Source organism: Massilia horti (genome assembly GCF_004614195.1).
In the GTDB taxonomy this organism is placed as follows: domain Bacteria; phylum Pseudomonadota; class Gammaproteobacteria; order Burkholderiales; family Burkholderiaceae_D; genus Telluria; species Telluria horti.
This window is the reverse complement of record NZ_SPUM01000069.1, coordinates 13,953-36,572: the sequence shown is the minus strand read 5'-3', so window position 1 is coordinate 36,572 and position 22,620 is coordinate 13,953. Positions and strand designations below refer to the sequence as shown.

Genomic DNA, 22,620 nt, shown 5'->3' with positions numbered 1-22,620 from the left:
ATCTCGCTCTCCTTGGACAAGGCGAACTCATGACAACCGATTTTAGGACGGGACACTGTCATAAAAAAAGGCCAGGCATGAAGCCTGGCCTTTTGGTTTACGCTAGCTTAGAAGGTGTAAGCAGCGGAAAAACCAATGGTGCGCAGCTGCGGCGCCGCTCCATCCCAACCGCCACGCCAGTTGATCGGCTGGTCCTCATCGAGGATGTTGTTGACGTACAGGCTCAGCCTGGTGTTCTTGATGCCGGTGTAAGTCAGGTTGTAGTCCAGGGTGTGGCGCGGCTTGACGCGTTGGCAGGCAGCCATGTTCTCATCCGCGACCTTATTCGTCACGCAGTAGGTCGGCGAACCGATGCTGTTGGTGCTGTAGCCGTTGAGATAGTTCAGGGTCATGCCATTATCCCAGGCGCCCTTCTTCCAGGCGGCGCGCGCTTTCACCCGCAGTTTCATACCGAAGTCGTAGGTGCCGGACTGGTCCTTGGTGTACGCGTTGTCCGCTTCGCTGAATGTCTGGTAATTGAGCGTGTAATTACCTTCCAGGCGCAGGCGCAGGACACCCCACTCCTTCAGGTCAAAGCGCGTGGCGGCGTCGAAGTCGAGGCCGGAGAGCTTGGTCTTGCCACTGTTGACGTACGGGTTGTACACCATGCCCATCTTGCCGATGCCACCAAAGTTGATGGTGTTGTTCGGCGCATACTTCTTCACCAGGGCCAGGAATTCGTTGTCGGCGGTAGTGTTGTCCACGCGGATCAGCTGGCCAGCCGGCAGCGACGCTTCGCCTTTCAGGATGTCGGTGACCGAACGGGTGCCGATTTCATCCTTGCGCTTGATGTTGTAGTAGTCCAGCGCGAAGGTCGTGTTCTTCACCGGCTCCCACACTACGCCCGCAGTGAAGGACTGCGAGGTTTCCGGCTTCAGGTTCGGGTTCGAGGCCACGAAGCTTGGCAGCGAGCCGGAGCAATCGGCGTTGCGGTAGGTGTTGGCCAGGGTCTTGTCGGTGGTGGTCGCATTCGGGGCCTTCTGTACCAGATCGTTCAGCTGGTTCGCGATCGGGCAGCGACGCTGATCGTTCAAGCTGTTGGTCACGGAGCTGCGGCCCAGGCCGTTACCCGATTCCACGATGTTCGGCGCACGGAAGCCGCCAGACGCGGTGGCGCGGAGCAGCAGGCTGTCCACGGGCCTGAATTGCAGGCCGAGCTTCGGCGACACGTGCCCTTTGGCATTGTCGGTCTTGTCGGCGCGCAGGGCAGCGCTCAGTTCCAAGCCCTTGACCACCGGGATGTTCGCTTCGGTGAACAGCGCATAATGGTTGACGGTGTCATTGACCTGCAGGCCGAAGACACCCACCAGTTCGCCGTGCAGCACGTTGTCCGAGCTCGACATATCGTAATGTTCGCGGCGGATATCGGCGCCCGCTGCGACGTTCAGCGGGCCAGCCGGCAGCTGGGCCACTTGGCCGGTGATGGTGCCGTCGATGAAGCTGATGCGCGCATTGCCTTTGGTGGTGCGGATCGGGAACATCGATTCCAGCAGTGCCTTATCGTTCTGCTGGCCGAACTTGTAGGTGCCGTTCACGATGGCGTCGGTGTAGCCCTTCTGGCTGACGGCGCGGGTGGCCTTCGAAGCCGACGAGTTCATGATGCCGGCAGCCGATTTCCAGTCGAAGTTGCCGAGCGTGCCGTTCAGGGCCAGCATCACGCGCTGCTGATCGGAATCAGTGCTGTTGAAGTTAAAGCCGTTACCGGTATCCATCAGGCGCGCACGGATTTCGGTCGCGGTGCTGTACGGGTTGTAGGGGTGGCCCACCGGCAGTTTCGGGTACGAGTACGGGCCGACCATCTTGCCGCCTATCACGTCATACCAGATGCTGCTGGAGCTGGTGGTGCCTTGGTTTTGGGTGGCGAACGGCGCCACGATGTAGGCGCTGGTGGCGCCAGCTGCCGTGACTTCGAAGTTGGCGTCGATGGACGAACCGATGCGGAAGTGGGTGTTGCTCGCCACTGCCCAGCGCTTGTTGTTCGTGGTCAGGCCGTCATAGGGCAGCGAATCCCAATTGCACTGCTGCTTGTCCTTGCCGTTTGAAGCGAGATTTTCTGCCGGGCAGCCTTTCGCGGCCTCGGGGGCGCCGTTCACGAAATAGTTGCCGGTGGGCGAGTACAGGTTCGCGGCCGGGGTATCCCAGGTCGAGCGGCCCGGGGACTGGCGGTGCCAGTCCGGATAGTGGTCGCGAATGTCGCCTCGGCTCCAGCCGTCGCGCTTGTAGGCTTCGACGCTGATGTAGGTGTTGAAGCCGTCCTTGTCGATGTCGCCGTAGCCGAACAGGCCGCTGGCATTGCGACTGCGGTAGTCCTTGAAGCCGTCGGCCATCGTGTAGTTGGCCTTGAGCTTGGTGCCCACGAATTCCTTGCGCAGGATGAGGTTGACCACGCCGGCAACGGCGTCGGAGCCGTAGATTGCGGAAGCGCCGTCCTTCAGGATTTCGATGCGCTCGATCGCTTCCGAAGCGATGGCGTCGAGGTTGGTAAAGTTTTCTCGCGCATTGTCGGCCAGGCCGTACTGGGCGATGCGGCGACCGTTGACCAGCACCAGCGTGGATACCTTGCCGAGTTGACGCATGTCGACCCCCGACGCGTTGGTGGCGAAGCTGCCCGAGCTGGCTGTGGCCGAGTTCAGGTCGGTGTAGGTCGCGGCCGAAGAACGCAGGATTTCCAGCGCGGTCGTGGCGCCGGTGCGCTCGATGTCCTCGCGGGTCATCACCTGGACCGAGCCGGCTGCTTCGAGATCGGTGCGCTTGATGCTCGAGCCGGTGATCTCCACGCGCTGGATCTTGCCTTCAATTACAGGCGCTTGCTGTGCGAACGCGGCTTGCGAAAATGCCAGGGCCAGTGCTGCGGCCATCACATTCTTGTTCAGTTTTGTCTTGTGTTGCAAAGCTCTCTCCTCCGTTGATGTTGTAGTTACTTGTATGTACGGCAGACTCAGAGGAGATAGTAATTTAATAAATTGCGCAAAATCAATAGTTTTTTCTCTTGCTAATTTAGTTGTTGCAAATTTGGTTCTTCGAACGGCTGTTTTCGTAGCATGCTGACCACATGATCGACAAAGCAGGTGATCCGTGATGCCAGCGTCGTGTTGCGGTAGTGGACCGCATTGATCGACTGGCGCACGTCAAGTGTCTGCTTCGCAAACAACTGCACCAGCCGCCCACTGTGGCGATCCTGCAACGTCATGAAATCCGACAGGCACACGATCCCCAGGCGCGAATTCGACGAGGACGCGCGCATTGCGCAACAGGCCGTCCACGTTTCATCCGTTGCCGGTAATGCCGAAATGTATTGGCCGGCAAGCTGGCCCGATTGGATGCCGTGGAAGCGGACCAAGCGACAGGCAAACGACGCTCTCAATCGGCTGATCGACAAATATATCCAGGCACGGCTCGCTGTGGCGGCCACCGCATGGCCCAATGATCTGCTCAGCCGATTACTGGCACTGCACCGCGAAGATCCTCAGTCCTGGCCTTTGAAAGCGGTGCGCGATGAATGCATGACCGCATTCCTTGCCGGGCACGAGACCTCGGCCGCCACCTTGACCTGGTGGGCATGGTGCATGGCCGCCAATCCAGCGGCTCAGGCGGCGGCGCGACAAGAGGTTCTGGCGGTACTGCGGGGCAGGGCGCCCATGGCGGAAGATCTGCCTTCGCTCACCTATCTCGTTCAGACGCTGCAGGAAACGCTACGCCTGTATCCGGCTGCGCCAATGCTCATGACACGTCGGTCCATTCGTCCGATCACGCTGGGAGGCTGGCAACTGCCCGCCCGAACGATTTTTTCCATACCAGTGCAACGACTACAGCACGATCCAAGGTGGTTTCCGGACCCGCACGTTTTTCGTCCGGAGCGTTTTGCGAGCGGGGGATCGGACATTCCGCGTGGCGCCTTCATGCCGTTCGGCACCGGCCCGCGCGTGTGCCTGGGGCAGCATCTGGCGATGGCCGAGATGACGGTTGTCGCAGCGATGTTCTTGCAGCGCTTCGCGGTGGCGGTACCGGTTGGAATGACAGCGCCCGAGGCGGCGTTCCATATCACCTTGCGGCCGAAGACGCCGCTTCGGCTAAGGCTCACAGGGCAGTTCAATTTGGCTGCAGGGCAATGATTCCCATACCTACCAGCGCAATGGCCGCTCCTGTCACATCCCAGCGGGTCAAGGCCACGCCGTCGACAAAACGCAGCCAAAGGAGCGCAACCGCAATATACATCCCACCGTATGCGGCATAGGTTCGACCAGCGGCAGTCGGATGCAAGGTAAGCAACCAGGCAAACAAGGCCAGTGATGCGGCCGCCGGCAGCAGGAGCCATGGCGTCTTGCCCTGTTTTAGCACCAGCCAGGGCAAGTAGCATCCAACAATTTCAGCAACGGCCGTAATGAAAAACAGTGTACTTAGCTTGGCTAAGGAAAACATTTGTATGTCCTGAAGTGTTATTCGTCGGGTGCCGTTTCATCGAAAGAATACTTCACCCCGGAAGCGCCACGCATAGGTCTGGCTGACCTTCAACCGTCCCGGATGCCCGCGCAGTTCGACCGTGATGTTGCCCAACTCATCGCGGCGCGCACGGGCGATGGCGCGCACGGACACCAGCGTGCCGCGGTGGATTTGCCAGAACTGATCCGGGTCCAGGCCCGCTTGCAGTTCCTTGAGTGGCTTGCGAACCAAGCCCTCGTCGGTAGGGCTGACCACTCGCGTATAGCGTGAATCGGATTCAAAGAAGAGTACTTCATCGATCGGGAAAATCTTGATCGTGCTGCTTGAAGTTGTGCTGATCCAGCGGATGCGCTCTTCCTGCGCAGCCGCGCGAAGACGACGTTCAAGTTCGGTCATCGCCTTAAGCAGGTCCGCTCCGCCCACAGCGCTTGCCATGGACTCGCGCAGGCGCGCGACGGTCCGCTGCAGCCGTTCCTGCGTGAGAGGCTTGAGCAGATAATCCACGACGCCCAGGCCGAAGGCTTCGATCGCGTGGCTGTCGTAGGCGGTGGTGAAGACGATGTGGCAGGCACCTGCGCTGGCGCTGGCGACGTCCAGTCCGCTGATTCCGGGCATGCGGATATCGAGGAAGGCCACATCGGGGCGCAGCCGGGCGATTGCATCGAGCGTGTCGCTGCCATCTTCGCAGCAGGCGACGATCTCCAGTTCGGGCCAGACCTGTTCGAGCAGGCGCCGCAGTTCATTGCGCTGCAGGTCCTCGTCGTCGGCGATGATAGCGGTCGGCATGTCAGGCGCCTTCTTTCGGCATGGCGCGAATGGGCAGGGCGATGGTGGCGACAACCCCGCCCGTGTCGCCGGCGCGCAGGGTCAGCGCGGCATCGCCGCCATACAGGTGCTTCAGGCGTTCGCGGATATTAGTCAGGCCAATGCCGCTGCCGGCCGCCGCCGCGCCGAATCCGACGCCGTCGTCCGCGACCGACAGTTCCAGCACCTGCGCGCCGCCAACATTGGCGCGCGCGGCTGCCACTCGTATCATTCCGGGACCTTTCTTTAGTTCGATGCCGTGCTTGACGGCGTTTTCGACGAGGGAAATGAGCATCAGCGGCGGAATGGCAAGATCGCGCAGCTCGGCCGGGCACTCGATGCAAAAACTCAGCCGCGGCAGGCGCGCCTGGATGACGCCCAGATAGGCTTGCGCCGAATCGAGCTGCGAACCGAGCGCGACGAACAGATGGGTGCGGTCGGCGCGCAGTTGCGGTATCGTCGAGCGCAGGTAGTCGACGAGGTGGTCGATCATCACGATGCCCCGGGCCGGGTCGGACAGCATGGCCGCGCGCACCCCCGACAAAGTGTTGAACAGGAAGTGCGGCTCGATCTGGCTGGACAGCACGGACAGCCGCATCTCCACTTCGTTGCGCTCGTCCTTGTAGCGTTCAACCTGTTCGAGCAACCGGGCCTCGCGCAGCATGCGGCGCTGCTTGAAATAGGCCACCAGATCGAGGCCACCGCCCAGCCACATGAGCGCGGGCAACCAGAAGGCCAGATTGTACAGGCGGTTTTCGCGTGCCTGTTCGATCTCATGTTCGGTCGCAACGTGCCCCGGGGCTGCTGGCTTATCGGTTTTAGTGAAGGGCGTCAGCGGCAGCGTCACCAGGACACCGAACAGCAGTGCGCACACGATGCCGGCCGCCTCGCGCGGCGCCGTCCATTTTTGCCTGCATACGAGCACTGCCAGCGCGCGTCCCAACGACAGGGCGAGCGCCATCACCAGCCAGGTCGACAACAGTGCGACATTCAAGCCTGCCGCGTTCGGGTCCGTGCGCGCGAGCGCGGCGACGAGCGCCAGGAACAGCGCCAGCACGACCATCGGCGCAATAAAGGAACGCATGCGGTAGCTGAACCAGGTTCTGCTGAAGATCGGATACTGGCGCGCGACGCTGGCCCAGCCGGCCAGCTTGTTTGCCATGCTGTGCGGGAGCGGCCGGTCAGCGCCGGCCGGTGGATGGGCTGTGTCTTGCATGACCTACCTGGCCGTCGCGATGATCCAGTCGCTGATCGCGGATAGCGCGATCGGTGCCATCGTCTCCTCGATCTCGGCGTACTCGGCGCCCGAGCCGGTCCTGGCGGTCTGGAACAGGTGGTTCAACTTCGGCATTTCCTTCACGACGGCACGCGGATTGCCTTGCAGCGCGGCGCGGATCGCGGACAAATCCATGGCGGCCGGCACCTGCAGATCGAGCTCGCCGTTCAATACCAGGATGGGCTGCTGGACGGCCTGCAGCACGGGAGCCGGGTCATAGCGGAGCAGGGCGTGGAACCACGGTGTCGCGTAGCGTTGCAGCAGCACCTTGCCCTGGCCGGCGGGCACGTCGCCTTTGCGTTCGGCTTCGTCCAAGATGAGGGCGGCCTTGTTCGTTGCGTCTTCCAGTTTCGGTTCCGCGACGAAGGCGGCGAACAGGGCTTGATTGAGCGCGCGCTGCTTGGCGACGGCCGCGTCAGGCGCGCCCTGCGCCTTGGACATCAGGGCCACCTGTTCTACCAGCAGGCGATCGCCGCGCACGCCGGGGCCGGCCAGCATGACCACGAAACCGAGCGCCGGATCGCGCGAGGCCAGCAGCGGCGCGATGAGGCCGCCTTCCGAGTGGCCGATGAGGCCGACGCGTTTGGTGTCGATTTCGGCGCGACCGCGCAGGAAGCGGACTGCCGCCTCGGCATCGGCGGCCAGGTCCAGCGTGGTGGCGTCCTTGAGGTTGCCGGAGGACTTGGCGACGCCGCGTTTGTCGTAGCGCAGCACGGCGATGCCCTGGCGGGCAAGGTGGTCGGCCAGCACCAGGAAGACCTTGTGGCCAAATACTTCTTCGTCGCGCGTGTGGGAACCGGAGCCGTGGACCAGCACCACCGCCGGGAATGGACCTGTTCCCTGCGGGACGGTGAGGGTGCCGGCCAGCTTGACGTTGGCGGCGTCGTTGGCGAAGCTGACTTCGCTGCTGGTGTAAATTGGCGCGCGGGCGGCGATCTGCTCCTCCTGCGGCCGCTTCGGATTGAGCGCAGCGAGCGCTTGCTGGTCCGCGCGCTTGAATATCAATGGTGTGGACCGGCCCTGGGTCCAGGTGCCGACCCAGGCTTTATCCTGCACGTTCCAGTGCGCCGCGTAACTGGCATTGAGCTTGGGCAGCGCGAAGCTGACTTGATCCGGCGTTACCACCACGTTCTCCACCTTGGTCACCAGGCCTTGCTGGGGGACGGACAGAGTCGCCTGCCAGGGCCCGTCCGCTGGCTTGCTGAATTGAACGAAGACTTTGAGGGAATTGGCAATGGTGCCGCTCCAGTAACCCTCGGCGTCTTCGGCACGCGCCGGATTGTTCGCCATTACAGCTACCGCTGCCAAGCCAATAAGCGTCGTTTTCATGGAAATCCTGTTGTTGTGGTTTGGAGGGGAGTCACTGTAGACGTGCTTGCCGCGGCCGGCCTGTCGATGGGATGTGTGGCGCGTTTTCTGTCATGAGATGACGTCAGCTTGTCATGAACTCCATAAGAATGCCGCATTAACCTTTATCCGTCGAGCTGAAATGGTTAAGGACGTCGTCCATGGCAAGCTGCGGCGGAATCGAACGACTGACATCGAGGATATCTCCCGCAGAACGAAAAAAAGCCAACCGCATGGGTTGGCGTTTTTGCTTCTACATTCCCGGTGGCCCGGGGCGAGATTTCCGAAACTTAGAAATAGAAGTTACCGGAAATGCCGAAGTGGTTGGCTTTCGTGTCCTTATAGCCGTGCGCCTTGAACGTTTCGTTCACATATCGCACCTTCATGCCGAAGTTCGGGGTCCAGAAGTATTCTCCTTCCACCACACCGCTGGTGGTGTCGTCGAACTTGACGTCCAGGCCTGCCGCGACGCCGCTGCTGCTCAGTTTCGGGCTGCTGGTGTAGCGCACGCCGCCGCCAATGCGCAGTTGGTCGTTGACGTGGTAATAGCCGAGAACTTCGATGGGGAAGCGCTGGAACTTGACACTGCCGTTGCTGGCGTTGGTGTCGTTCACGTGGAAGTTAAGGGTGCCCTGGATCGAAAACTCGGGACTTACGCGGTAATCCGCACCGGCGGTGAGATACACACCGTTGCCGGCCGTGATCTTTTGGCTGATGCCGTTCGTGTAGTCGACGGTCGCGAGTTCGTCGCCGCCGAAGCTTCCACCCAAGCCCACGACGAAGCGCAACGGCTTCTGTGCCGGTGCTGCCGCGACGTTTTGAGCCTGGGCGGTACCGACCGTTGCAAAAATGGCGGCCAGGGCAAATACAATCTTTTTCATGTGAATACTGGTAGTCAATAGGAGGCCGCAGTGTATATATAAAATTGCCACAAGGCAACTAAATGCAATAAGAATTCACAAATAATTGTTACGGGAGTACGCGCTGGCGTTCCGGACATGGGAAATAGACCGTCCAACAAATCGCGGGTGCTGGAAAACGAAAACCCCTACTGGCGGGAGTCGGCGTTGGAAAAACCTGGAGGAGGGCGAATTGTTGGCGCAACGAAATGACAAAGCGCGAGAATCGAAGTGGGAAGCTGCATTACTATCATTCCCAATTTAGAATGTAAAAAAATTTTACTTACCACAACGAGTTCATTGGGATGACAATCAAACCTGGAAGGATCACACTTGCCATTGCTTTTGCACTGGCGCTCATCTCCTGCGGTGGCGGGTCCGGCGGAAGCAGTACAACTCCCCCGCCGCCCCCGCCGCCGCCGCCGCCGCCCGTCGAGGTTCCGCCTCCCTATACCCTGAGCCCGGCCACCGTGACGGCCAGTTGGGTTGCCGGTTATCCCGTTAATGTCAGCCTGACGGCGAAACAGACGGTGCCTTTTGTAGGGATTGCTTACTTGAAGTTGGTGCCGGACGCGGATGTGATCGACCCAAAGATTACGACTACCCAGCAAAGCGACGGTAGCATTAGCGTGCAGATCAAGACGTCGGCGACGGCCAAGCCGGGTGTTTATACTGGCAATATCACATTCAACGTCTGCAACGATCCCAACTGCAACGCGCAACTGGCTGGTGCGCCGTTCAAGTTGCCGTACTCGGTCGAAGTGCTTGCGCCGGAAGGGGGAGTGCAAGCGTACAACCAAAGCCCGCTGGCTGCGCTTGCTGGCGCCCCGGACTGGGGAACGTTCCAGGCGAATGCCCAGCATAACGGCTACGTGCCTGTCACCCTCAATCCGAGCGCCTTCACTGCGCGCTGGAAGCTAAATGCGCCGGCCATCGGCGGTACCCAGATCGTACTGTCCACGATCGCCACAGGCGCCGGACGATTGTATGTGACCAATGGCACCTCTTTTGGTCCGAGCGATCCGTCAATCACGGCCTATAGCGAAGCCGATGGCGCCAAACTCTGGAGCTATTCATTCCAGGACCTGACTTACCCATCGACCAATCCGCCTGCGTATGCGAACGGACGGGTGTTTGCGTCGGCCGGCTCGCAACAATCAACGGCGATGTTTGGATTCGATGCGGCGACCGGTACCCGGTTGTTTAAAACGCAGATGAGCTCGCAGTGGGAGCACTATCTGGCTCCGACCGTGTTCAATGAAAATGTCTATACGGACGGCGGCACCTATGGCGGGCTGTACTCGTTCAGTGCGGCGACGGGGGCCCAGAACTATTTTTTCAGGTTGGATCAGTACGATGGCTGGACGCCGGCGTTTGATAACCAAAATATGTACACATATATGGCGGGCCGCCTGCGGGTGCAGGAGCCGCTCACCGGCACGGTACAAGCGACGATCGCTGATCCGCTTTACACATGGAACGGCTACAATGTTGGCGGCGCACCTGTGGTCGGCAGCGGTGGCATCGTCTACGCGGGCAACCTGAGCAATCCGGAAAACGGCATCGTCGCCTTCGATACCATCAACAACTCGGTGCGTTGGAGCGCCAAAGGTATCTTCCCGGGTAACCCCGCGTACGCCGACGGCTATCTATTTGCTGCGAACAACACAACCAAGCAGTTGGAAGTGCGGAGGGAGTCCGATGGCGGTATCGAGTGGAGCTGGGCGGCGCCGGCCAGTGATCCCACGTTCGACAGCGATGTGCTGTTGACCAAGAATCTCGTCTTCGTCAGCACGACCACCACCACCTACGCCATCGACCGCACCACCCACGCGAAGGTGTGGAGCTACCAGGCCGCGGGGAAGCTGGCGTTGTCGGCCAACGGCATCTTGTATATCAAAGGTCCGTCGAAGATCGTCGCGATCAACCTTAAATAGACCGCTACGAAACAGACTTTCTATCCGCATGAACAAAAACGCCAACCTGCAAGGGTTGGCGTTTTTGCTTTGAAGCGTTGGTGGCCGGGGGCGGAACCGAACCACCGGGCTGCCGCACTCGCCGTTCTATCAATATTTTTCCAAGCACCTTCAGTTTTTGATTCGTTGTCCGATATTGACAATCAGGGGCAGTGAAAGCCGGCATGGACCCATGTGGGCTGCTTGCACATTGCCAGGGGTGTCCGTGTTATCAACTAATGAGGAGCGCTCATGAGCCTGAATGTTTCCGGCGTCACCCGGCAGGGAGCGACGCTCCCGGCCGGCAGGGCGCAACCGGCGGTCACCGGCGCGAGAGAAGAAACGGAGTTCCCGGTCCAGGACAAAGTGACCTTGGGCGAGCAGCAGGCGCAGCCGCTAACGTATGCCGACCCACGCAGCAGCAAGGTCGCGCAGTCCGATCTTGCAAAAATGCTCGAGGAATCCGACCGCAAGGCGCAAGCGGTCATCGACCTGATTCGGTCGCTGGTGGAGCAGCAAGGGCTGAACTTTGCCAAGGTGGCCGGCGGCGAACAGCAGCTGAGCGCGGATCCTGCCACAATCGAGGCCGCCAAGGCAGCCATTGCGGATGGCGGCGAGTTTAGCGCGGAAAAAACCGCCGAACGCATCCTGAGCTTTGCCAAAGCGGTCATCGGCGCCGATCCGTCCAAGTTCGATGCCATTCGCGCCGCAGTGGAAAAAGGCTTCCAGGACGCGCAAGACTTTCTCGGCGGGAGTTTGCCGGAAATTAGCCAGAAAACCCATGCACTCATTCAGGCCGAGTTCGATCGCTGGAAAAATGAAGGCATGCCAAAGGGTGACACGGTCTCGCTGGCGGCACCGTCGGATGCGGTCGCATCGTCCTGATTCAGTGCGAAAGCGGCGTCGGAAAGAAGAAACGCCAACCTGTAAGGGTTGGCGTTTTTGCTTAAGACCTATTTGGTGGCCCGGGGCGGAATCGAACCACCGACACAAGGATTTTGGATTTTCAATCCCCTGCTTTACAGGCTCGTCTTGCGGCCGCGCCGGGACGCCAGCAGTCCGGCGCCGCCGGCGACCATCAGTAGCCAAGTGGCCGGTAGCGGCACGCCGGTCGGCGGATTCGCCTCGTTCGCCGTGTTCTGCACGCCGACGGTGAAGCCATTCCAGTACTCGCTGGTCATGCTGCGCCAGGTCAGCGAGTCGAATGTGCCGGTGAAGCGGATGGCGCCGTGCGGCTCGCCGGTGCCGATCAGCCGGTATTCGATGTTGCCGCCGCCGAGATCGACCACCTGCTTGGACACGGTGCCGCAGCCCCAATAGCCGCAGCTGTGGTTGCCGGGCGCGGCGGCCCCAAGGCCGGCGCCGAAACTGAGGATCTCGAAATCCTGGTTCAGGAAGGCATAGCCGTTGCCGTTCAGGCTGACAAAAGCGAATACCGGATTGACGATCGACTGCGAGAACGTCAACGTCTGGTCGCCCGCGTACCGCAGGGCGATGATATCGGTGCCGGTAGGAGGGTTGTCGACCTGGGCGCTGGTGTAAGGCGAGTTCGTCCCGGGAGTGCGTGGAGTCCAGTAATCAATGCCGCCACTGGACTGGTAGAAACCAATGCCTGCGGCATTGGTGTAGGTGACGTTGACGGTGGCGGTCGGGGTGGTGATGTTGCCATGGCCGATGAACCCGGGGCCGGGGTCGGTGTCGGCGCCGATCCAGTCGGTCCAGTAGATCGGATCGGCGCTGGCCGCGCCGGCGGCAAGCACCAAGGTTAAAGCGGGGATTGCGCGAAACAACGTTGCGCAAAGGCGTTGCATGGTCATGAGTTCTCCCTAATTGTGGTCGACTGACTGAGTGACAGTCGGTTCGCAGTTGTAAGCAATATTCACGCCAACAAACTAAGCAATTGATTTTTAAGGGAGCAATGAGCCGACGGACAGCAAGGTGTGAACTTTTTCGACAGCTGGCGGACTGCTGGCAAATTCATATTCGTTAAGATTTGCGGATGTGGAAAGCAAAAACGCCACACGAAGGTGGCGTTTTTGCTTTGACACTTTGATGGGCCGGGGCGGAATCGAGCCACCGACGCAAGGATTTTCAATCCTTAGCGCTATCTACTGAGCTGTCAACAAGGAGCCGCATCTCCCGAGCGACCTGAAGGCAAGCCGAAAAGCCAGCGCTCCTCCCCAGCCGAAAGCGCTCAGATCACTCCCTGGGCCAGCATGGCATCGGCGACTTTGACGAACCCGGCAATGTTCACCCCGTCCACGTAGCTGATACTGCCGTCGGCCCGGGCTTTTGCCCTTCGGATCGAAGTCGGACCCGCCATTGCCACCGCCCATCGGCAAGGTCCTCAGCGCATTCTTGAACGTCTGCTCGAACGCCAAACGGAGGGGTGGAAGCGCAGAGCGCCTTACGCGGCACATTTTCCCGCTGCCAACCCTGTCGCTGTCGCAGCGCACAAAAATCACCACGCCCCCCTTGTCCTCCGCTATTTATACGCCAGATGGAGTATCACGGGAGGATAAATCAATGAAACTCATAGACAGCAAGGCAAAACTGCCGGATACCGACAAGGTTACGGTCAATCTCGGCCTGGTTGACCTTGCCCAGATGGACTTGTTGGTAGAAGAGGGGTTTTACACCAACCGGACGGATTTCATCCGCACGGCCGTCCGTAACCAGTTGCAGCAGCACGCGGAAGCGATCCGACACACAGTGCTACGCAAGCGTTTTGTGATGGGATTGCAACGCTATTCTCGCGCCGAGCTCGAACGCGTCGTAGCCGCTGGCGAGCAACTGGAAATCCATGTGCTCGGGTTGGCCACTGTGGAGGACGATGTGACGGCAGAGCTCGCGAGGGCGGCCATCGCATCGATCCGGGTACTTGGTGCATTCATCGCGTCGCCCGCCGTCAAGGCCGCGCTCGCCGACCGCATTCACACTTAACCAATCGGGATAGAACCATGAAATCCTTTGAACATTTTCTTGGGCAAATGATGGAAGCGGCACGCCTGGCCCAGGCAAAAGACCCGCATGCGGCCACCGGCGTGATCCAGAAGGCGCTCAGGGACTCCGGCCTGCTTCCCGCGCAAGTATCGAAGGGAACGGCGGCGAAGGAAACGGCGGCCGCCCAAGCGGACTTGATCGACGTGAACCCGGTGCCTGAGTGGGTCGAGGCCTTCCGGCATGGCGATGGCGCGGTGCCGAAAGGCGGTCGGCGCGCGCGCTGGACGGTGCCGGGGCGCAAGCGGAGCGGCATTCCCGCGCGCGACCCTCGTGCGCCGGGCGAATTCCTGCAAGGATCGTTCAGTACAGCGGCGGGCACGCGCCGGTACAAGCTCTATGTGCCCTCAGCCCCAGCTTCGGGGCCGCGCCCGTTGATCGTGATGTTGCATGGTTGCACGCAAGACCCGGATGATTTTGCCGCCGGCACCGAGATGAACGCCCTGGCCGAGGAGCGCGGCTGTCTCGTGCTGTACCCGGAACAGGCGCGCGATGCCAACGCCTCACTCTGCTGGAACTGGTTCGAGGCGGCCCACCAGGAGCGCGACGGCGCAGAGCCGTCCCTGATCGCCGGCATGACGCGGGAGGTCATCGAGAGCCAGCAAGCCGACCGGGCGCGGGTATACGTGGCCGGGCTGTCGGCGGGTGGGGCGATGGCCGCGATCATGGCTGCGACCTATCCCGAGCTGTATGCCGCGGTCGGCGTCCATTCCGGACTTCCGGTCGGCAGGGCGCGCGACCTGATCACTGGTTTGGCGGCGATGAAGAAGAAGGGGCCGGCCGGCGCGGGCAGGACAGCCGGCAGACTGTGCCAGCGGGTGCCGGTGATCGTATTCCATGGCGACCGCGACGATATCGTGCACTCAGGCAATGGCGATGCCGTGCTGGAGCAGTTCCTGCACCCAGCGCCGGGTTCGCCCGTTGAACCGCTGCGCCGGCTCCAGGAACGCGCCGTGGACGGGGACGGGCGCGGCTACACCAAGACGGCGATGCTGGACAGCGCTGGCCGCAGCGTCGCGGAATACTGGGAGCTGCATGGCGCGGGCCATGCCTGGTCGGGCGGCAGCCCCGCCGGGTCGTACACGGATCCGGGCGGGCCGAAGGCGTCCGCGGAGATGCTGCGGTTTTTCCTTGGCCAGGTGGACTGAGCGCCGCCCCATCCGCCCGGGCGGTCCGGAGATGGACCGGACGCGCGGATTTCTGATGGAAACAAAAACGCCAACCTGCATGGGTTGGCGTTTTTGCTAAGACAGCTTGGCACCATCGGCCCGAGCAATTTTGCCATCTGATGACCGGCCTACCGCGGTTGATTCGCGGCAATCCGCTCAATGCGTAAGCAGCCGCAAGGCCCAGTCTCCTCGCCAGCCCAACGCGCTCAGATCACTCCCTGGGCCAGCATGGCATCGGCCACTTTGACGAACCCGGCAATGTTCGCCCCGTCCACGTAGCTGATACTGCCGTCGGCGCGTGCGCCGTACCGCAGGCAAGCTGCGTGGATACCCGTCATGATCTGCAGCAGGCGGGCATCCACTTCCTCGCGTGGCCAGCCCATGCGCTCGGCGTTCTGGCTCATCTCCAGCCCCGAAGTGGCGACGCCGCCGGCGTTACTGGCTTTGCCTGGCGCATACAGCACACCGGCAGCCTCGAACGCTTTGGCGGCCTCGATCGTGGAGGGCATGTTGGCGCCTTCCGCCACGCACAGCACGCCATTCCTGATCAGGGTCGCGGCGTCGTCCGCATCCAGTTCGTTCTGCGTGGCGCAAGGCAATGCCACATCCACGGGAACGTGCCACGGACGCACCCCTGCTTCAAAATGGGTACCGGTGCGCTGGGCGTAATCGCTGACGCGGCCATACAAATGGTTCTTCACCTCCATCAAGACAGCCAGCTTCTCGGGGGTGAAGCCATCCATGTCGATGACGGTCCCGCTCGAGTCCGATACCGTGATGACCTTGGCGCCGACCGCCATCGCTTTTTCCACGGCATACTGCGCCACGTTGCCCGAACCGGACACGCTGACCCGCAGGCCGTCGAACGAGCGGCCGCGGGTCTTGAGCATTTCTTGTGCGAAGTACACGGTGCCGTATCCAGTCGCTTCAGGACGGATCAGCGAACCGCCGAAGCTCAAGCCCTTGCCGGTGAAAACGCAGTCGGCGCGATTGCTGAGCTTTTTCATCATGCCGGCCATGTAACCCACCTCGCGGCCGCCGACCCCGATGTCGCCAGCGGGAACGTCGGTGTCTGCCCCGACATGGCGGAACAGTTCGCTCACAAAGGCTTGGCAGAAACGCATGACTTCGCCCGGGCTTTTGCCCTTCGGATCGAAGTCGGACCCGCCTTTGCCGCCGCCCATCGGCAAGGTCGTCAGCGCATTCTTGAACGTCTGTTCGAACGCCAGGAATTTCAGTACCGACAAAGTAACGGAGGGGTGGAAGCGCAGGCCGCCTTTGTAGGGGCCGATTGCCATGCTGTGCTGGATGCGGTAGCCCCGATTGACCTGCACCTGGCCGTGATCGTCCACCCATGAGACGCGGAACATGACCACCCGCTCGGGTTCGACCAGGCGGTCCAGCAGGCCTTGCTCGGCATATTTCGGATGCCGTTCAATGAACGGCCACAGGCTTTCCATGACTTCGGTGACAGCCTGCAAGAATTCAGGCTGGCCAGGGTTGCGATCGGCAACGTGCTGCAAAAACTGATGTACAGAAGCGTATTTCATGGTAAGTCCCAGAGTTCGGAAGGTGAAGGCGGATGCGATGACGCTGCTGGTCGAGCGAGGGAGTGCGTGGAAACGATTTCAAAAAATCGATTTCTGTTCGCCCGGCAGCATCAAGCTGCGGGCGCGACCGCTAGACCGGAGGAAGGGGCGTCATGACAGGGGCACCCGCGTGCCTTCTGACAAACAGTTCGTGGCTGTTTGCGAACCCCGGAACAAAAACGCCCACTGGGTGGGTGGGCGTTTCGCAGATTCCTGGTGGCCCGGGGCGGAATCGAACCACCGACACAAGGATTTTCAATCCTCTGCTCTACCAACTGAGCTACCAGGCCAAGAGGCATGATTATAGCCAGCCTTGCGCCAGAGGCAAGCAAATTTTCACATCCGGCGCAAAAACGCCGGCTTGGTCCGGACCCATCAACGCATCAGGTCGTCGCCCGTCGCCCGGGCGGATTCCTGCGGTCGGGCAGTCCGCGGCGCTGGTCGCCTTCGAACAGGGGGCGGGCCACGGGCGGCTCGTTGGCCGCATTGATCGCGCTGCCGACGAACTGTCCCGTCCGTTGCCGGTTGCGTTCGTAGAAGTTGCGCACGATGAGGCCGGCCGTGTCGCGGCTGCCCAGGCCGAACGACAAGCCCAGTGCCAGCGCGACCGCGCCAACCACCGCCAGGAACAGGATGTTCATCAAGGTGCTGGCCACGCCGATCTGGTTAATCGCGATGATGATCGCGAATGCCCACACGGCCACCTTGGCCACGCGCGCCAGGATGTCCGGCCGCGTCATGTCGGTCCTGGTGGCGGCCGCCTCGACCACGCGGGAGAGGGCATTGGCGGCAAGGCCGCCGATCACCAGGGTCACCAGGGCCACGAACAGGTTGGGCAGCCACAACAGCAGCTGGCGCAGGATGTCCGATACCGCCGGCAGGCCAAGTCCGTCGAACGCGACCACCAGGACAATCAGGCGCACGAACCATGTGGTGATCAGGCCGAGCAGGCTCGATGCGTCCTTGACGCCGACTTGCTGGACGGCGCCGCCCAGCCCGGCACGCTCGACAAAGCCGTCGAAGTGGATCGCACGCAGGACCGCGCGCAGGCCCTTGCCGATCAGCGTCGCGATGGCCCAACCAATGGCGAGAATGATGATAAACGCGATGATCCTGGGAATGGCGGCAAAGAACAGGGCAAACGCGTTGGAAAGCGATGTGATGAGTGCGGAGCCCCAGCTGGTAATTTGTGGCATGTCGTTCTCCTCAAACCTGGCTGAACGTTTTCAATCGAAAACCTCGCAAGTCCGGTGTTTGACCTGACCGCTGCCGCCGGGTTCGCGTTATGAGATTTGCGGGTCCGCGTGGCCCAGCCGTTTCAGCGAGCGGCACAGCTGCAGGCACAGCACGAAGAAGCGCGCCCCGGGCCCGTTGCCGCTTGCCTTGTGCCGCAGCCGGGCGCGCAGCCGCTGCAACACAATCTTGCCGGCCGCCGCACCCGCGCGCCGCCAATGGCACAGGTAACCGAGGCGGGAGCGGTAGATGAGAACGCTTTCCAGGTATTGTGGCGCCGCCCGGAACTTTGCCTTGTGGGTGCCAAAGCCGCCCATCAGCCAGCATTCGCGCCCGCCGCGCTCGATGCAATGAAGGACGCCGTGCAGCAAAACTTGATTGCCCAGCATGAACTGGTCGAAACGGGGATCGTGTGCGTTGACGTGCATGAAGCCGCGCCCGCCCACCATGTACCACACACTGCCTGCGCACAGCTTGCCTTCAATTGAAGCGGCGACCATGTACCCGTGGCTTTGAATCAGCCGCATCAGGTTGATCGCTTCGTGCTCGCCGATGTAGGTGCGCTGCTGCTTGACGGCCATCCGCGCGCCGGCAAACGCGATGAGTTCGCGAACGACTTCTTCGGTGACCTGGGATGGCGCGAGCACCTTGATCTCGAACGAAGGGAAAGCGCGCCGGATCTTTTTTTCGGCCCGCCGCAGGCAGCTCCTGAAATTGGCGCTCATGCGGCCAAAGTATTGTTCCGCGGTTGCCGGTAACTGGAGGACGTGCTCCTCCAGGGCCACGTATCGCTGGTGCACGAAAGGAAGGCGGCCTTGCGCTGCTTCGATGGCGTAGAACGAAATCAGCCTGGCCGACCGGTAGCGCGCAAACACCGCACGCACAAATCGGGCAAGTTCATCTTCGTTCACGGTGATTTGCTGGTTCAGTACCTGTATCTCGCCCCAGTGGTGCCGGAACAGGAAAATGGCGCGAATCTCGCCTTTGGCGCGCGCCACGTAGGTGTGGACGGCGGTAGGCGGGTCGTAAATGTGGAAGCGGGCGAGGGTGCAATAGATGGATTCGTACAAGTCCTCCAGTGCGGGTTCGACAAAGCTGGGAATAGCGTTCTCGTAGATCGTGAAGCCGTCCTGCGTGGTTTCCCCTGGTTTGTTGCTCGAATAACAGTTCTTCAGATCAGCATCGGCGATATATTTCGTTTCCATAGCAGATCTCCAAGAAGCTGGAGTGCTGACGGTACAGGATTTTGAGTGCGTACTGTCTGAGCTCGCCCAATCGAACGGACGAGAATGCTGCAATTTGTGGGATGTGAGCTAGAAATAGAGCAAAATTGCTCCCAAGGACGCTCATGCACTCTACAGTATTATCTGTTCACAACAGGAGGAACTGATGGGTTGGAGGGAATGGCTAGGCCTTGAGCTTACGCCCGAGCGCTTTGCGCGCAAGATCGGCAAGTCGATGCAGGCGACCAAGCCTGGGCTGAAGCTAGTGCTTGACCTGGAAAACTTCCGCTTGCGGATAAGCGAAAGTGACTATTTCAATTTGCACAATGCCTATCACGCCTTCAAGAATGCGCCGCGCAAAGAGCGGGAAAAGGTCATGGCCCAGTTTGTCGAAGGCATGCTGAACCCGCCTGTGGCGCCTCTCACGTTTGAAGAGGTCAGGTCGTTTCTGCTGCCTGTCCTGCGCAGGAAGTCCTTGCTCGATTACGTGATGCGCGAGACGCCGCTGGACAAGCGTGGCGAAGGCGGCTTGGCCTATCGCGATTTCGGCCCTGATGTGGTGCTGGCGCTGGCATTCGACGCAGAGCAGTCGCTGAGTATCGTCATGGAGGCGCAGCTCAAGGAGTGGGGTGTGACTTTCGAGACGGCCTTGGAAGCGGCGATGGACAATCTGCGCAACCGGAGCATCGACAATTTCTGCGCCATCGAAGGCGCCCCCGGGCTCACCCGGAGCAACTGGCTCGATGCCTATGACAGCTCACGTATTCTGCTTCCCGACTTGCTGTTCCGGGGTGTCGCCAGCGGAGACCCAGTCGTCATGATCCCCACGCGCGAAACGCTGCTGCTGGCGCCGGATAACAACGCCGCAGCGCAGCTCGCAATGCTGGCATTGGCGGGCCAGGCGCTGCAGGATTCGAGCCGCTGGTGTTCGACGGCAATGTACAAGGTCGTCGATGGCAGGCTGGACGTATATGAACCGCAGGATGCCCAAGTGCGCGAAAGCCTGCGCGCAATGGAACGCGACGTTGCCATGTCGGATTATGCGGACCAGCAGCAACAGTTGGAAAAAGCCCATGAGCGTGACGGCCAGGATATCTTCGTCGCCTCGTTCAGCACCATGAAAAAAGACGGACGCATCGTTTCCTTTTGCACCTGGAACGAGGAAGTCACCGCCGGCATGCTGCCGAAGACTGATTTCGTTGCACTGGGGCGGCCAAGGACCGATGGAGGCTTCGATTTCGTCCTCGTTGACTGGCAAACGCTGTTGGAGCGCCACGCCAACTTGCTGCAGGAAATGTCCGTCTTTCCGCCACGCTACCAGGTCGCGGCTTTCCCTGCGGCCCTGTTCGATGAGATGATCGCGGCAAAGCAGCGCGAGACCGCATAGCCAGATCCGATTGCTCTGCCGGACCGGGAATCTACCGGGCAGTCGGACTTCCTGTCCCGGAAACAAAAACGCCAACCTGCATGGGTTGGCGTTCTGTAAAGTATGTTCTTGGTGGCCCGGGGCGGAATCGAACCACCGACACAAGGATTTTCAATCCTCTGCTCTACCAACTGAGCTACCAGGCCAAGAGAGGCATGATTATAGCCACCGAATTCCGGCTCTGCAAGTCCTCGCCTGATTTTTTGCCAAAGGCGGCGAGCGCGGGCGCAGCGCGACTCTCGTTATAATGCGCACATGACCACATCATCCCCGATCCCCGTACAGTACCGCAGCGACGTCTGCATCGTTGGCAATGGCGCGATCGCAAAGACTGCGGCCCTTGGATTTGCGCAGGCCGGGCACACCGTGACCCTGCTGGCTCCGCCCGCGCGGCCGGCGCCAGCTATCGCCAGTTCAGCCGGCGACAAACCATGGGACGTGCGCGTCTACGCGCTCAACCACACGGCGCACAATCTGCTGACCGCGCTTAAGGTGTGGGGCGCCCTCGACCTGGCGCGCGTGGCGCCGATCGACTCGATGGTGATCAGCGGCGACGGCGCCCATGCCGGGGGCCTGATGTTCGACGCGTTCGGTGCCCACGTTGGCACGCTGGCGTGGATCGTCGAAGACAGCAACCTGAACCAGGCGCTCGACGCCGCGCTCAAGTTCGCGCACAACGTGCAGTTCGTGAGCGGCCGCGCGAGCAGGCTGGTGGCCGGGCAGGACAGCGCCAGGGTGGAGCTGGAGGCAGGCACCGCGATCGAGAGCACGCTCGTGATCGGGGCGGACGGGCGCGAGTCGTGGGTGCGCGGCCAGTGCGGCATCGGCATGGATTACCGCACATATCACCAGCGCGCCATCGTCGCCAATTTTTCGTGCGACAAGCCGCACCACGGCGTCGCCTACCAGTGGTTCACCTGTTCCGAGGGCATCATCGCGCTGCTGCCGTTGCCGGGCCAGCGCGTATCGCTGGTGTGGTCGGCGCCGGAAGCGCTGGCCGATATCCTGATGGACGAGTCGCTCGGCGAACTGGCGATCCGGCTGGGCGAGTATGCGGAGAACAAGCTGGGGCCGCTCAAGCCGCTGCAGCCGGAAGTGGCCAAGGCAGTGCCGCTGGCGCTGGTGCGCCCGCATTCGGTCGTCGCGCCCCGTGTGGCGCTGATCGGCGACGCGGCGCATGCGGTGCATCCGCTTGCCGGGCACGGCATGAACCTCGGTTTTGGCGACGTGGTTGACTTGCTCAAGGTCATCCACGAGCGCGAGGACCAGCGTAGCATCGGTGATGAGCGCGTACTGGCCCGTTACGCCCGGGCGCGCAAGGAAGAGGTGCTGCTGATGCAACTGACCACCGATGGCCTCGAACGTTTGTTCAGCGCCAATCTCGAACCCCTGCGCGTTGTGCGCAATTTGGGATTAAACTTGCTGGATAAGTTGCCGATTGTTAAGCGTCGCCTGATGGCGCATGCGATGGGCAAGTAAGTCTTTCATTAAGGAATTTGCAATGGTTAAGAGTAAGCTCGCCGTATTGCTGGCGACGGGCCTGATCGCGTCTTGCGTCGGTGCCGAACCGGTCGAGGCAACTATCAAGAAGGCGCTCGAGCCGCGCCTGGGCGGAGCAAAGATCGAGTCGGTCAAGGAAACCCCGTATTCCGGCCTGTATGAGGTACGTGTGGCCGGCGACATCCTGTACACCGACAAGAAAGGCCAGTACCTGATCATCGGCCACGTGTACGACGCCAAGACCTCGCAGGACCTGACCCGCGCTCGCATCGACGAGATCAACAAGATCAAGTTCTCGGACTTGCCGTTCCAAGATGCGATCAAGCAGGTCAAGGGTGACGGCAAGCGGGTGATCGCGGTGTTCGAGGATCCGAACTGCGGCTATTGCAAGCGCCTGCGCCAGACCACGCTCAAGAACATGAACAACGTGACCATTTACACGTTCATGTACAACATCTTGTCCGAAGATTCGGTCGTCAAGTCGCACAACATCTGGTGCGCTCCGGACCGGGCCAAGGCCTGGGACGACTGGATGATCAACGGCAAGTTGCCGCCGGCGGCACCCGCCGACTGCAAGTCTCCCAACGAGCAGGTTCTGGCCCTGGGCCAGAAGCTGCACATCCAGGGAACGCCTGCGATTTTCTTCACTGACGGCACCCGCATTCCAGGCGCGGTCGACCAGCAGACGCTGGAAACAAAGCTGGAATCGATTAAATAGAC

At 61.2% G+C, this 22,620-nt stretch carries 19 protein-coding genes, 2 tRNA genes and 2 pseudogenes; 8 read left to right on the top strand and 15 right to left on the bottom strand.

Annotated features, from left to right (window positions below):
- Positions 1-107: 107 nt before the first annotated feature.
- Both E4O92_RS11460 and E4O92_RS11455 read right to left on the bottom strand, forming a co-directional pair.
- Positions 108-2,930 carry a TonB-dependent receptor plug domain-containing protein gene (locus E4O92_RS11460; protein ID WP_229483257.1) on the bottom strand — a complete coding sequence of 941 codons (2,823 nt, stop codon included), beginning with the start codon at positions 2,928-2,930 and terminating at the stop codon, positions 108-110.
- 101 nt (positions 2,931-3,031) lie between these two features.
- Positions 3,032-3,256, bottom strand: a pseudogene (locus tag E4O92_RS11455) (LysR family transcriptional regulator); the annotation flags it as partial.
- Between E4O92_RS11455 and E4O92_RS11450 the strand changes: the two are divergent.
- Positions 3,228-4,151: a cytochrome P450 gene (locus E4O92_RS11450; RefSeq protein WP_135189902.1), complete on the top strand. Its 924-nt coding sequence runs from the start codon at positions 3,228-3,230 to the stop codon at positions 4,149-4,151. The pseudogene E4O92_RS11455 and the gene E4O92_RS11450 sit on opposite strands and share 29 nt — an antisense overlap.
- Here the strand turns inward: E4O92_RS11450 and E4O92_RS11445 are convergent.
- The 5 genes from E4O92_RS11445 to E4O92_RS11425 all read right to left on the bottom strand — a co-directional run bounded on the left by E4O92_RS11445 (position 4,129) and on the right by E4O92_RS11425 (position 8,787).
- Entirely contained in the window at positions 4,129-4,458 is a 330-nt protein-coding gene (locus E4O92_RS11445) for a YnfA family protein (protein ID WP_135189901.1), read from the bottom strand. The two genes, E4O92_RS11450 and E4O92_RS11445, sit on opposite strands and share 23 nt — an antisense overlap.
- A 36-nt stretch (positions 4,459-4,494) precedes the next feature.
- Positions 4,495-5,265 carry a LytR/AlgR family response regulator transcription factor gene (locus E4O92_RS11440; RefSeq protein ID WP_135189900.1) on the bottom strand — a complete coding sequence of 257 codons (771 nt, stop codon included), beginning with the start codon at positions 5,263-5,265 and terminating at the stop codon, positions 4,495-4,497.
- Position 5,266: 1 nt separating this feature from the next.
- Positions 5,267-6,499: a sensor histidine kinase gene (locus E4O92_RS11435; RefSeq protein WP_135189899.1), complete on the bottom strand. Its 1,233-nt coding sequence runs from the start codon at positions 6,497-6,499 to the stop codon at positions 5,267-5,269.
- A 3-nt stretch (positions 6,500-6,502) separates the two neighbouring features.
- On the bottom strand, positions 6,503-7,888 hold the full coding sequence (locus E4O92_RS11430) for an alpha/beta hydrolase family protein (RefSeq protein WP_135189898.1): 1,386 nt from the start codon (positions 7,886-7,888) through the stop codon (positions 6,503-6,505).
- A 308-nt stretch (positions 7,889-8,196) separates the two neighbouring features.
- Positions 8,197-8,787 carry an outer membrane beta-barrel protein gene (locus E4O92_RS11425; protein ID WP_135189897.1) on the bottom strand — a complete coding sequence of 197 codons (591 nt, stop codon included), beginning with the start codon at positions 8,785-8,787 and terminating at the stop codon, positions 8,197-8,199.
- Positions 8,788-9,110: 323 nt separating this feature from the next.
- Here E4O92_RS11425 and E4O92_RS11420 point away from each other — a divergent pair, with 323 nt between their 5' ends.
- Positions 9,111-10,742 (top strand): outer membrane protein assembly factor BamB family protein, encoded by a 1,632-nt coding sequence (locus E4O92_RS11420; RefSeq protein ID WP_135189896.1) that lies wholly within the window; start codon positions 9,111-9,113, stop codon positions 10,740-10,742.
- 270 nt (positions 10,743-11,012) lie between these two features.
- Complete coding sequence (locus E4O92_RS11415) at positions 11,013-11,645, top strand: DUF5610 domain-containing protein (RefSeq protein ID WP_135189895.1); 633 nt, start codon at positions 11,013-11,015, stop codon at positions 11,643-11,645.
- Positions 11,646-11,779: 134 nt separating this feature from the next.
- Here E4O92_RS11415 and E4O92_RS11410 read toward each other — a convergent pair whose 3' ends face one another.
- From E4O92_RS11410 to E4O92_RS11405, 3 genes and pseudogenes are all read right to left on the bottom strand, one after another.
- Positions 11,780-12,577: a PEP-CTERM sorting domain-containing protein gene (locus E4O92_RS11410; protein WP_206076849.1), complete on the bottom strand. Its 798-nt coding sequence runs from the start codon at positions 12,575-12,577 to the stop codon at positions 11,780-11,782.
- A gap of 377 nt (positions 12,578-12,954) precedes the next feature.
- A complete protein-coding gene (locus E4O92_RS25335) occupies positions 12,955-13,083 on the bottom strand; it encodes a hypothetical protein (RefSeq protein WP_267873787.1) in 129 nt (42 codons plus the stop codon).
- Positions 13,048-13,141: pseudogene (locus E4O92_RS11405) on the bottom strand (Glu/Leu/Phe/Val dehydrogenase dimerization domain-containing protein); the annotation flags it as partial. The gene E4O92_RS25335 and the pseudogene E4O92_RS11405, both read right to left, overlap by 36 nt.
- A 145-nt stretch (positions 13,142-13,286) precedes the next feature.
- Between E4O92_RS11405 and E4O92_RS11400 the strand changes: the two are divergent.
- Positions 13,287-13,703, top strand: a complete 417-nt coding sequence (locus E4O92_RS11400) for a ribbon-helix-helix domain-containing protein (RefSeq protein WP_135084415.1) — start codon at positions 13,287-13,289, stop codon at positions 13,701-13,703.
- A 17-nt stretch (positions 13,704-13,720) separates the two neighbouring features.
- A complete protein-coding gene (locus tag E4O92_RS11395; protein WP_135189894.1) occupies positions 13,721-14,908 on the top strand; it encodes an extracellular catalytic domain type 1 short-chain-length polyhydroxyalkanoate depolymerase in 1,188 nt (395 codons plus the stop codon).
- Between the two features lie 227 nt (positions 14,909-15,135).
- On the opposite strand, the gene gdhA is transcribed toward E4O92_RS11395, so the two are convergent.
- The 4 genes from gdhA to E4O92_RS11375 all read right to left on the bottom strand — a co-directional run bounded on the left by gdhA (position 15,136) and on the right by E4O92_RS11375 (position 19,049).
- Positions 15,136-16,479, bottom strand: coding sequence for an NADP-specific glutamate dehydrogenase (gene gdhA, locus E4O92_RS11390; protein ID WP_135189893.1), 1,344 nt, complete (start codon positions 16,477-16,479; stop codon positions 15,136-15,138).
- A 253-nt stretch (positions 16,480-16,732) separates the two neighbouring features.
- Positions 16,733-16,808, bottom strand: a tRNA-Phe gene (locus tag E4O92_RS11385).
- Between the two features lie 93 nt (positions 16,809-16,901).
- On the bottom strand, positions 16,902-17,714 hold the full coding sequence (locus E4O92_RS11380; protein ID WP_135189892.1) for a mechanosensitive ion channel family protein: 813 nt from the start codon (positions 17,712-17,714) through the stop codon (positions 16,902-16,904).
- Positions 17,715-17,801: 87 nt separating this feature from the next.
- Complete coding sequence (locus E4O92_RS11375; protein ID WP_135189891.1) at positions 17,802-19,049, bottom strand: GNAT family N-acetyltransferase; 1,248 nt, start codon at positions 19,047-19,049, stop codon at positions 17,802-17,804.
- Positions 19,050-19,140: 91 nt separating this feature from the next.
- Here E4O92_RS11375 and E4O92_RS11370 point away from each other — a divergent pair, with 91 nt between their 5' ends.
- Entirely contained in the window at positions 19,141-20,361 is a 1,221-nt protein-coding gene (locus E4O92_RS11370; RefSeq protein ID WP_135189890.1) for a DUF1444 domain-containing protein, read from the top strand.
- Between the two features lie 109 nt (positions 20,362-20,470).
- Here E4O92_RS11370 and E4O92_RS11365 read toward each other — a convergent pair.
- Positions 20,471-20,546, bottom strand: a tRNA-Phe gene (locus tag E4O92_RS11365).
- Positions 20,547-20,655: 109 nt separating this feature from the next.
- On the opposite strand from E4O92_RS11365, the gene E4O92_RS11360 reads away from it, so the two are divergent.
- Positions 20,656-21,879 carry an FAD-dependent monooxygenase gene (locus E4O92_RS11360; RefSeq protein ID WP_135189889.1) on the top strand — a complete coding sequence of 408 codons (1,224 nt, stop codon included), beginning with the start codon at positions 20,656-20,658 and terminating at the stop codon, positions 21,877-21,879.
- A 22-nt stretch (positions 21,880-21,901) separates the two neighbouring features.
- Positions 21,902-22,618: a DsbC family protein gene (locus E4O92_RS11355; RefSeq protein WP_135189888.1), complete on the top strand. Its 717-nt coding sequence runs from the start codon at positions 21,902-21,904 to the stop codon at positions 22,616-22,618.
- The last annotated feature ends 2 nt before the right edge of the window (positions 22,619-22,620 follow it).

Excerpts from the sequence above, each read along its gene's own strand:
- E4O92_RS11450 (WP_135189902.1), top strand. The coding sequence starts at position 3,228 with ATGAAATCCGACAGGCACACGATCCCCAGGCGCGAATTCGACGAGGAC.
- E4O92_RS11445 (WP_135189901.1), bottom strand. The coding sequence starts at position 4,458 with ATGTTTTCCTTAGCCAAGCTAAGTACACTGTTTTTCATTACGGCCGTT.
- E4O92_RS11440 (WP_135189900.1), bottom strand. The coding sequence starts at position 5,265 with ATGCCGACCGCTATCATCGCCGACGACGAGGACCTGCAGCGCAATGAA.
- E4O92_RS11435 (WP_135189899.1), bottom strand. The coding sequence starts at position 6,499 with ATGCAAGACACAGCCCATCCACCGGCCGGCGCTGACCGGCCGCTCCCG.
- E4O92_RS11430 (WP_135189898.1), bottom strand. The coding sequence starts at position 7,888 with ATGAAAACGACGCTTATTGGCTTGGCAGCGGTAGCTGTAATGGCGAAC.
- E4O92_RS11425 (WP_135189897.1), bottom strand. The coding sequence starts at position 8,787 with ATGAAAAAGATTGTATTTGCCCTGGCCGCCATTTTTGCAACGGTCGGT.
- E4O92_RS11420 (WP_135189896.1), top strand. The coding sequence starts at position 9,111 with ATGACAATCAAACCTGGAAGGATCACACTTGCCATTGCTTTTGCACTG.
- E4O92_RS11415 (WP_135189895.1), top strand. The coding sequence starts at position 11,013 with ATGAGCCTGAATGTTTCCGGCGTCACCCGGCAGGGAGCGACGCTCCCG.
- E4O92_RS11410 (WP_206076849.1), bottom strand. The coding sequence starts at position 12,577 with ATGACCATGCAACGCCTTTGCGCAACGTTGTTTCGCGCAATCCCCGCT.
- E4O92_RS25335 (WP_267873787.1), bottom strand. The coding sequence starts at position 13,083 with ATGGCGGGTCCGACTTCGATCCGAAGGGCAAAAGCCCGGGCCGACGGC.
- E4O92_RS11400 (WP_135084415.1), top strand. The coding sequence starts at position 13,287 with ATGAAACTCATAGACAGCAAGGCAAAACTGCCGGATACCGACAAGGTT.
- E4O92_RS11395 (WP_135189894.1), top strand. The coding sequence starts at position 13,721 with ATGAAATCCTTTGAACATTTTCTTGGGCAAATGATGGAAGCGGCACGC.
- gdhA (WP_135189893.1), bottom strand. The coding sequence starts at position 16,479 with ATGAAATACGCTTCTGTACATCAGTTTTTGCAGCACGTTGCCGATCGC.
- E4O92_RS11380 (WP_135189892.1), bottom strand. The coding sequence starts at position 17,714 with ATGCCACAAATTACCAGCTGGGGCTCCGCACTCATCACATCGCTTTCC.
- E4O92_RS11370 (WP_135189890.1), top strand. The coding sequence starts at position 19,141 with ATGGGTTGGAGGGAATGGCTAGGCCTTGAGCTTACGCCCGAGCGCTTT.
- E4O92_RS11360 (WP_135189889.1), top strand. The coding sequence starts at position 20,656 with ATGACCACATCATCCCCGATCCCCGTACAGTACCGCAGCGACGTCTGC.
- E4O92_RS11355 (WP_135189888.1), top strand. The coding sequence starts at position 21,902 with ATGGTTAAGAGTAAGCTCGCCGTATTGCTGGCGACGGGCCTGATCGCG.